General features: G+C 58.6%; 8 protein-coding genes. All 8 read left to right on the top strand.

Going from position 1 to position 10,000, the window contains the following annotated elements:
* On the top strand, positions 1 to 268 hold a 268-nt coding region (locus LDL37_RS04385; protein WP_290794921.1), incomplete at its 5' end, for a 50S ribosomal L9 C-terminal domain-containing protein.
* A 442-nt stretch (positions 269 to 710) separates the two neighbouring features.
* The gene (locus tag LDL37_RS04380; protein ID WP_290794918.1) at positions 711 to 3,170 is read left to right on the top strand and encodes a TonB-dependent receptor; all 2,460 of its coding nucleotides are present in this window, start codon (positions 711 to 713) and stop codon (positions 3,168 to 3,170) included.
* Between the two features lie 361 nt (positions 3,171 to 3,531).
* On the top strand, positions 3,532 to 3,870 hold the full coding sequence (locus tag LDL37_RS04375) for a P-II family nitrogen regulator (RefSeq protein WP_013480241.1): 339 nt from the start codon (positions 3,532 to 3,534) through the stop codon (positions 3,868 to 3,870).
* Between the two features lie 42 nt (positions 3,871 to 3,912).
* A complete protein-coding gene (gene glnA, locus LDL37_RS04370) occupies positions 3,913 to 5,319 on the top strand; it encodes a type I glutamate--ammonia ligase (RefSeq protein WP_013480240.1) in 1,407 nt (468 codons plus the stop codon).
* A gap of 333 nt (positions 5,320 to 5,652) precedes the next feature.
* A complete protein-coding gene (locus LDL37_RS04365; protein WP_290794911.1) occupies positions 5,653 to 7,092 on the top strand; it encodes an ammonium transporter in 1,440 nt (479 codons plus the stop codon).
* A gap of 260 nt (positions 7,093 to 7,352) precedes the next feature.
* The gene (locus LDL37_RS04360) at positions 7,353 to 7,988 is read left to right on the top strand and encodes a TorF family putative porin (RefSeq protein WP_290794907.1); all 636 of its coding nucleotides are present in this window, start codon (positions 7,353 to 7,355) and stop codon (positions 7,986 to 7,988) included.
* Positions 7,989 to 8,359: 371 nt separating this feature from the next.
* Positions 8,360 to 9,028 carry a TorF family putative porin gene (locus tag LDL37_RS04355; RefSeq protein WP_290794904.1) on the top strand — a complete coding sequence of 223 codons (669 nt, stop codon included), beginning with the start codon at positions 8,360 to 8,362 and terminating at the stop codon, positions 9,026 to 9,028.
* A 143-nt stretch (positions 9,029 to 9,171) separates the two neighbouring features.
* Positions 9,172 to 10,000 (top strand): ATP-binding protein (locus tag LDL37_RS04350; RefSeq protein WP_290794901.1); only part of this gene is annotated, 829 nt, incomplete at its 3' end.

Raw genomic sequence — 10,000 nt, 5'->3', positions numbered from 1 at the left:
CGGCAAGGTCGAGCGCAATCAGATCGTTCTCGACACCCCGATCAAGACCCTCGGCCTGCACACCCTCAAGGTGCGCCTGCATGCCGAAGTCACGATCTCGATCACGGTCAACGTCGCGCGTTCGGCTGAAGAGGCCGAGCGTCAGGCCGCGGGCGAAAACGTTATCGCCTCGCAGTTTGAAGAAGACCGTCTGGCTGATGAAGCCGCCGCTGCCGACCTTCTCGAAGGCGGTGCCGGTCAGGCCATCGAAGAGTCGTACGAGTACTAATCGATCCTTTAAACGGTCGAAAGAAACCCCCTGAGTCCCGCACTCAGGGGGTTTTTTCGTGTCTGCTCGCCAACACGGCGCCAGCCCTCTCATAAAAACGTCACATTTCGGCAACGTCACGACGGTATCTGTCGTCTCGCATACGAGAACGTCCCTTTTCTGAACGGTGTCTAAACACCGCTTATTTTTGACACCTCAGATAATTCCGGAAACCTCCAGGATAAAAGGCGCTCTAAAATCATCGTTATCAAATTTTGACGCATGCGTCACAAAAGCGCGTTACACGGTTTGAGGTCTTCCGCACCTGATCTGAAGGCCCAAACCCGGCGTCTTCACATGTGACAAACTTGTGTCAACACTCACCTGAGCGACGGGCATCCCATGCCAGTCTGACTGGCGAAGCGCCTTCGCCAAACCCGTTTCCAGCTCAGAGTGGTGCCCTATGACCTTATCCACGCGCAAACTCCGTCTCCGCCAACGCCTGCTGAAGGTGAGCAGCGTTATCGCCCTCTCGCTTTCGGCCTCACCCCTGCTGACCTCGACTGCTCTGGCCCAGTCCGCCGCCGAGGAGGCCACCGAGGTCGTGGTGACCGGGTCGCGAGTCAAACGCTCAAAGCTCGAAACCCTCGCCCCGGTGGACGTCATCAAGAGCGAAACCCTTCAGAGCATGGGCTCGACCGAGCTGGCCGAGGGTCTGTCGCGTCTGGCCCCCTCCATCTCCTTCCCGCGCCCGGCAGTCACCGACGGCACCGACAGCGTGCGCCCGGCGACCTTGCGTGGCCTGAGCCCGGATCAGACCCTCGTCCTGATCAATGGCAAGCGCCGTCACGCTTCGGCGCTGGTCAATATCAACGGCTCTGTCGGGCGTGGTTCGGCGGCGGTCGATCTCAACACCATTCCCGAAGCCGCACTCGGCACCGTCGAAATCCTGCGCGATGGCGCTTCGGCGCAGTACGGCTCCGATGCGATTGCCGGCGTGATGAACCTGCGCCTGCGCGAAGCGTCCAGAGGCGGCTCTGTCACCCTGTCTGGCGGCTATTACAACACGCGGGTCAAGACGGCTAACACCTGGTATAACCGCAGCGATGGCGAAAGCCTGTCTCTGAGCGGCTGGGTCGGCCTGCCTCTGCTCGACGACGGCTTCCTGACCCTTTCCGGTGAATATAAAGACCGCAAACCCACCTCGCGCGGCGGCCTCGATACCCGTGTCACCCCGGCAGCCATCAAGTCGCGCTATGGCGACCCGCAGGAGCGCGGCCTGACCCTGTTTGCCAATGCGGGAAAGGCAATCAATGATGTGTGGTCGGCCTATGGCTTTGCCGGCTATCAGGACCGCCGTAACGACAGCGCCGCCAACTACCGCAACCCGACCAATTCCGGCAATGTGGCTGCCATCTATCCGGACGGCTTCCTGCCCATCATTCAGGTCCACACCAAGGACATGTCAGCCACAGGCGGGGTGAAAGGCAGCCTCGGTGGCTGGGATGCCGATTTCAGCCTGACCTTCGGCGACAATAAGCTGGATTACGCAACGGCCAATAGCGTCAACGCCTCCTACGGCACGGCCTCAAAGACGTGGTTCTATTCAGGCTCACTCGACTATAGCCAGACCGTCTTCAATGCCAGCTTTGTCCAGCCCTTCGACATCGGCCTGTATAAGCCGCTGAACGTAGCCTGGGGCCTTGAAGCGCGCGGCGAAACCTACAAGATCAAACAGGGCGAGGAGCAGTCGTGGGCCAAGGGGCCGCTCAGCGCGCCGCAGGGGGCTCAGGGCTTCCCCGGCCTGTTCCCGCAGAACGTCGCCGATGTGGACCGTCACAATTTCGGGGCCTATCTCGACCTTGAAACCAGCCTTACCGAAAAGCTGTCGGGCAGTATCGCCGTTCGCTACGAAGACTATTCCGATTTTGGTGATAACACCTCGGCTAAGATCGCTGCGCGTTACGACTTTACGCCCGCCTTCGCCATCCGCGGTTCGGCCTCGACCGGCTTCCGCGCCCCGTCCCTGCAACAGCAGTATTTCTCTTCGACCGCCACCAATTTCGTCAGCGGCGTCCCCCTGCTGATCACCACCTTCCCGGCCACCAGTTCGGTCGCCAAGGCGCTGGGGGCCGCGCCTCTGGAGGCCGAAACCTCAAAAAATCTGGCGCTGGGCTTCGTCTTCCACAGCGGGCCGTTTGAGCTGACCCTCGACACCTACAAGATCGAAATCGAAGACCGCATCGTCCTGACCGAAAACCTGATCGGCCGAAGCGGCACGACCATCACCAACCAAGGTGTCTTCAACCTCTTGTCGCCCTATGGGGTGGACGCCGCCCGCTTTTTCATGAACGGTGTGGACACAACGACCAAGGGCATCGACCTCGTGGCACGTTATCGCCTGCCCACAGCAGGCTTCGGAACCTACGATTTCAGCCTCGCCTATAACCACGGGGAGACGGATATTGACCGCTTCCCGGCCATCAATACGCTGTCGAGCCTGCCCTCGCCCCCGGCCCTGTTCGCGCGCGTCAATCAGAACCTGTTGTCCAGTTCGACGCCGGAGGACAAGCTGAACGCCGCCATCGACTGGAAACTGGGCAAGTGGTCGGCGGGCGTGTCGGCCGTTTCCTACAGTTCGGTTCTGGTCGCGCAGTCGAACGCCGCCTTCGATTTTGAAACCGGCGACAAGACGGTGGTCAATGTGTCGGGCAACTACAAGTTCGACAACGGCGTCACTTGGGCCGTAGGCATCGACAATATCGGCGACGTCTATCCCAATCAGACGCCACTGACGACGCTCTCAGGCACACTGACGCCGACCGCCAGCACGCAATATAACGGCGGTGCCGCCTTCAGCGCCCGCTCACCCTTCGGCTTCAACGGGCGCTATCTCTACACGCGCCTCACCAAGTCGTGGTGAGCCAGACCGTCTGCCGTATGGTCAGGCCCCGTTCTCAACGGCGGGGCCTTTCAGGGCTTCCGGAGCCTTTTCTGCCGCGGGTTTCGTTTTAAACTTTACCTGATCCACGACTGCATTTAATTTCAGACGCAATCATATCGGGTTGCGCTGCGCCTATAAGCAGACACCCAAAAAGGGAAATCAGCTAACAGGCGTATTTTCCTTTTGAATTCGCTCTCGTCTGGGTCTAAAGGCAGGACGGGTGCGCTCACGCATCGTAATAAATCTTTACAGTCAAGTGAGCTGTTTCACCGGAATCTGGCTTGCATTCTGTCGCAATGCAAAAGATTTTCGCTGTTAACGGTCGTGATCAGGATTGCTCATGAAAAAGATCGAAGCTGTTATCAAACCCTTCAAGCTGGATGAAGTGAAGGAAGCCCTTCAGGAAATCGGCGTGCAGGGTATGACCGTTCTGGAAGCCAAGGGCTACGGCCGCCAGAAAGGACATTCCGAACTCTACCGGGGTGCGGAATATGTTGTTGATTTTCTGCCGAAGATCAAAATTGAACTCGTGGTTGCCGACGATCTGGCACCGGCCGCACTTGAGGCCATCCAGACCGCGGCGCGCACAGGCAAGATTGGCGACGGCAAGATTTTTGTGAGCGACGTCATTGATGTCGTTCGCATCCGCACCGGGGAGTCCGGACCGCAAGCGGTCTGATCCTCCCCAAACTACCCAACCAAAAACCCAGGGCGTCAAAAAATGACCGCAGCAGACATTCTCAAGCTCATCAAGGAAAAGGACGTCAAGTACGTTGACGTTCGCTTCACCGACGTTCGCGGCAAGATGCAGCATGTGACCTTCGACATCGATCTCGTCGATGAAGACTTCCTCAATGACGGCACCATGTTCGACGGTTCGTCGATCGCCGGCTGGAAGGCCATCAACGAATCCGACATGAAGCTGCGCCCGGACCTGAAGACGGCCTATATCGACCCCTTCTATCAGCAGACGACCCTCTTCCTGTTCTGCGACGTCATCAATCCGGACACCAACGAGCCCTATAACCGCGACCCGCGCTCGATCGCCAAGAAGGCGCTCGCCTACGTGCAGTCGGCCGGTATCGGCGACACCGTCTATTTCGGTCCGGAAGCCGAATTCTTCCTGTTCGACGACGTCCGCTGGTCGATCGCCCCGAACAACACTGGCTTCTCCTTCGACTCGTCGGAACTGCCGATCAACTCGGCCAAAGAATACGCCGAAGGCAATATGGGTCACCGTCCGGGCCCGAAGGGCGGCTACTTCCCGGTCAACCCGGTGGACTCGTGCCAGGACCTGCGCGGCGAAATGCTCGCCGTCATGGGCGAACTGGGCATGGAACCGGAAAAGCACCACCACGAAGTGGCCCCGGCCCAGCACGAGCTTGGCCTGAAGTTCTCGGACATGCTGACCATGGCCGACCGTACGCAGCTCTACAAGTACGTCGTGCAGAACGTCGCCCACGCCTACGGCAAGACCGCGACCTTTATGCCGAAGCCGATGTTCGGTGACAACGGTTCGGGTATGCACGTCCACCAATCGATCTGGAAGAACGGCAAGCCGCTGTTCGCCGGCGACAAGTATGCCGGTCTGTCGGACCTGTGCCTGTGGTACATCGGCGGCATCATCAAGCACGCCAAGGCCATCAACGCCTTCGCCAACCCGACGACCAACTCCTACAAGCGTCTGGTTCCGGGATACGAAGCCCCGGTGAAGCTGGCCTATTCGTCGCGTAACCGTTCCGCCTCGATCCGTATTCCGTGGGTCTCCTCGCCGAAGGGCAAGCGTATCGAAGCGCGCTTCCCCGATCCGCTGGGCAACCCCTACCTGACCTTCACCGCCCTGCTGATGGCCGGTCTCGACGGTATCGAAAACCGTATCGATCCGGGCCCCGCGGCCGACAAGAACCTGTACGACCTGCCGCCGCAAGAGCAAAAGGCCGTGCCGGAAGTCTGCGGCAGCCTGCGTGAAGCCCTCGACAACCTCGACAAGGACCGCGCCTTCCTCAAGAAGGGTGGCGTGTTCGACGACGACTTCATCGACTCCTACATCGAACTGAAGATGGAAGAAGTGATGGCCTTCGAACTGCGTCCGCACCCGATCGAGTTCGAGATGTACTACAAGGGCTAAGCTGAACATCTCCCTGCAAAGGGTTGATTTCAAAGAACAAGTCGCTCCTGAAAAGGGGCGGCTTGTTTGCGTTTGGCGATCCAAACCGCCACCCGATACCGTTACGTCAAGCCGGGTGGAAATTTAATTTCAAATGATACCTTTATCGTATCACATGATACCAAAACGTTTTTCTGGGTTTGCGCGTTTCAGACGGCCATATTGACACATAAATGACGCATTGCGCCTCGCGACGCCCGCTCCTCGCCTCAAGTCTTAATAAAACCCTTTGCGAAACAATCGGATGGCGGCACTCTTCGCCAGTGCAACATCCGCTTATCCAAGGGGGATAACTTGAAAACGTGGATTAAATTCTCAAAGGTGCTTGCGGCCTCCGCAGCCCTCCTCATGACGGCTCCGGTCGTCACCGTCGCCCACGCGGCGGCTGTCACTTCCGAAGCTGCGGTTTCGGAAGCGGCCCCGGCCTCAGAGGCTGCTCCGGCTGAAGCGGCTGCGGCCGAAGCGCCGGCTCCGGCCCTGCTCGCTCACCAGAAGCCGCTGGAACTGGACCTTGCGTCCTCGTCCTTCGTCTTCCTTTCGACCGCCCTCGTGCTGATGATGACCCTGCCGGGTCTGGCCCTGTTCTACGGCGGTATGGTGCGTAAGAAGAACGTCATCGCCACCGTGACGCAATCCGTCGCCGTGTCGTGCGTCGCGGGCATCCTGTGGTATGTCGTCGGCTACAGCCTGTCCTTCGGGGTGGCTGACAAAGCGCTGTTCGGTCTTCCGGCCGAGACCGTCAACAAGTTTATCGGCGGTTTCGATACGGTCCTGCTGAAGGGCGTCACCAAGGATACGGCTTTCAATCTGGCCCCCGGCCTGCCTGAAATGCTGTGGATCTCCTATCAGATGACCTTTGCCATCATCACCCCGGCCCTGATCACCGGCGCCTTTGCCGAGCGTATCAAGCTGTCGGGTCTGCTGTTGTTCATGGCCCTGTGGTCGGTCTTCGTCTACGCGCCGATCTGTCACCAGGTCTGGGGCGGCGGCTTCATGGGCAGCATGGGCGTGCTCGACTTCGCCGGTGGCGCCGTTGTTCACGTCAACTCCGGTGTAGCTGGTCTGGTTGCGGCCCTCTTCCTTGGCCGTCGTAAGGGTTATGGCACCGAAGAAATGGCGCCGAACAACCTGATCTTCGTCATGATCGGTGCCGCGCTCCTGTTCGTTGGCTGGATCGGCTTCAACGCTGGCTCGGCTTGGACTCCGGACGGCATCGGTGCGGCCGCCCTGCTCAACACGATCCTGGCGGCACTGGCTGCGGCCCTGTCGTGGAAGCTGGTCGAATGGACCATCCGTCGTAAGCCGTCGCTGCTGGGCATTCTGTCCGGTCTCGTGGCTGGTCTGGTCGCCATCACCCCGGCTGCGGGCTTCGTCAACCCGACGGGCGCCCTGATCATCGGCCTGATTGCGGGTCCGGTCTGCTACGTCTTCGCTTCGTGGGTCAAGAAGCTGCTCGGCTATGATGACTCGCTGGACGCCTTCGGCATCCACGGCGCGGGCGGTGCCCTCGGCGCGGTCCTGACCGGCGTATTCGCCGATCCGGCGATCAACAGCCTGTCGGAAGGTGCCAGCGTCGGTACGCAGATCATGGGTCTGGTCTATACCATCCTGTGGTCGGCCATCGGCACCCTCGTCATCCTCGTCATCTGCAAGTTCACTACGGGCCTGCGCGTGTCGGAAGCGGATGAAGAAGCGGGTCTCGACTCGGCTCTGCATGACGAAGTGCATCACTAATAGTTAAATACAAACTACGTGATATAGATGGAGCGCCTTCGGGCGCTCCATTTTTTATATCGTACAGTCTATGTAGTTTCCATGAATACAATTCTTTTAAATTTTGCATTTTTGATACACTATCTTTGTTTATTGAATGGGTAGTGGAAATTTCTTTTCTTGCATGTACTATGAAAGCCATGGCGTCACAAAAATTCTATAGCGCCAATACTGTGCAGGAGAAGCGTTCAGGTGGCCCCATAAAAAATGAGGAAGTCATCATGAAAAAAGTAATTATCATTGCCGCAGCCACTACGGCCCTGTTCACAGCGGGTGCCGCCTCGGCCGAAGGTACGGTCAGCTATAATGTCGGGGTTACGTCCGACTACGTCTGGCGTGGCGTCACCCAGACTGACGAAAATGCGGCTATTCAGGGCGGCATCGATTACACCAACGGCATGTTTTACGCCGGCACCTGGGCGTCCAACGTCGATTTCGGTGGCAAGGCCGACTATGAGCTGGACCTTTACGCTGGGGTAAAGCCCATAGCGGGTAATTTTACCTTCGACATCGGCGTTCTGGCCTATCTCTATCCGCAGGAAGACGACCTGAATTTCGAGGAAGTCAAACTGGGCGTTAGCCACCCCCTCGGCAAGGGCACCATCGGTGCAGCGGCCTATTTCAACACAGATGACAATTTCGAAGACTATTTCGAAGTCAACGCCGCCTATCCTCTGACCGATAAGGTGTCCGTTTCCGGCGCATTTGGTGACTATGGCACCTACAATACCTGGAACCTCGGCGGGGCCTACGCCCTCACCTCCAACCTGTCTGTGGACCTGCGTTACCACGATACCGACGTCGATACGCGCTACAGCGACGAACGTGTCGTGCTCAGCCTGAAGGCCGCGTTTTAAGGCGTGAAGCCGGTTTGATCAGGAAACCGCCCTCTGCTCGCGCGGGCGGTTTCTCAGGCTGAGACCGATTCGCTTTTTGCGCACTGCGGCGCAAAAGTAACGCTGCGCCGCAGAAAAACCTCGCCACATTTGCAACACACAGAAAAGAGAACCCGATTCAATTCGAATTTTTATTATTTAAAATCAATTATATAATTGATATTAGCGTGTGTGAATATCGCGTTAGAGATTCGTGACAATTTTACATCAAGCGCCACCAAACCTTCCGCAGGGGGTAGTACGCAGCGTAAAAATTGCTACATTAAACTTCGATTTACACCGCAGTTGCGTACTGCGGGCTATAATCTGAACCATAAAACAGGATACAGATCATGAAGAAGTTCCTCCTCGCCGCTACGATCGCCGCCAGCGCTCTGGTCGCCGGTGCCGCCTCCGCCGAAGGCGCCCTCAGCTACAACATCGCCGCCACCAACAACTATGTCTGGCGCGGCGTCACGCAGACAGACAAGGAAGCCGCTGTTCAGGGTGGCATCGACTACACCAACGGTTCCTTCTACGCCGGCACCTGGGCTTCGAACGTCGATTTCGGTTCAGACGCTTCGCTGGAAGTTGATCTGTATGCCGGCGTGAAGCCGACCGTCGGCAACTGGTCATTTGACTTCGGCGCTATCTATTACGCCTATCCGGATGAAGACGCTCTGAACTTCGGCGAACTGAAGGCCGGCTTCACCCACCCGATGGGCAAGGGCACGATCGGTGCGGCGATCTACACCAACTGGGAAACGCTGGAAAACCCCTACTACGAACTGAACGCGGCCTATCCGCTGACCGACAAGTGGTCGGTTTCGGGTGCCATGGGCAAGTATGAGGCCTCTACGGGCGAATACACTACCTGGAACCTGGGTGCGGGCTACGCCCTGACCTCGAACCTGTCGCTCGACGTCCGCTATTGGGACACCGGCGATCACGATCTGGGCAAGAGCTTCGCTCGCAACCCCATGAAGGAACAGCTCGCCCTGACCATCAAGGCGGCGTTCTAAGCCTTCCGGCCAAGCCATCTGGCATTAAGCCACAGAAATCGGTCGCAAGCCCCTTGGGGTTTGCGGCCTTTTTGTTTATGGATTGTTCACGTCCTCCATCGCCTGTCGGATGGAAATTCACCGAATCGGTCCACAGTACGCGCATGTCCACTACGCCTCCCCAGCCCTCTCTCTTCGGCGGCGACGCCCCCGTGCCTCAGACGGATACGCCTGCCATGCCTGCTGCCAAACCCACCCCGTCCAAAGCTGAGCCCGTCAAGGCCTCGCCTGTCGCCGCCAGCAAGCCGTCCGCCATGACCGCCGAAGGTTATGGCGCAGATGCGATCGAGGTGCTGGAAGGGCTGGAACCGGTGCGCAAGCGTCCGGGCATGTACATCGGCGGCACTGACGAAAAGGCGATGCACCACCTGTTCGCCGAAGTGCTCGACAACGCCATGGACGAGGCTGTCGCCGGTCACGCCAAGGCCATCTGGGTCGAACTGGACGCCGACGGCTATCTGTCGGTACGCGATGATGGTCGCGGCATCCCCGTCGATCCGCACCCCAAATACCCCGGCAAGTCGGCGCTGGAAGTCGTCATGACCGTCCTGCACTCCGGCGGCAAGTTCTCCGGCAAGGCCTATGAAACCTCCGGCGGTCTGCACGGCGTCGGCGTCTCGGTGGTCAATGCCCTGTCCGAAACACTGGAAGTAACGGTGTGGCGCGACGGTTTTGAATGGCAGCAGGTCTTTTCGCGTGGCCTCAGTCAGGGGCCCATTCAGCAGATTGCGCCGTCGAAGAAGCGCGGGACACGCGAACGCTTCAAGCCGGATGAAGAGATTTTCGGCGTCGGCGCGCACTTCAAACCGGCGCGCCTGTACCGCATGGCGAAAGCAAAAGCCTATCTGTTCCGCGGCGTACAAATCCACTGGAAGTGCGACCCCAGCCAGATCAGCGACCATACGCCGGCTGAAGACAAGTTCTACTTTCCCA

This window comes from Asticcacaulis sp. (assembly GCF_020217185.1).
Lineage (GTDB): Bacteria > Pseudomonadota > Alphaproteobacteria > Caulobacterales > Caulobacteraceae > Asticcacaulis.
This window is presented reverse-complemented; position numbering and strand designations above follow the sequence as displayed.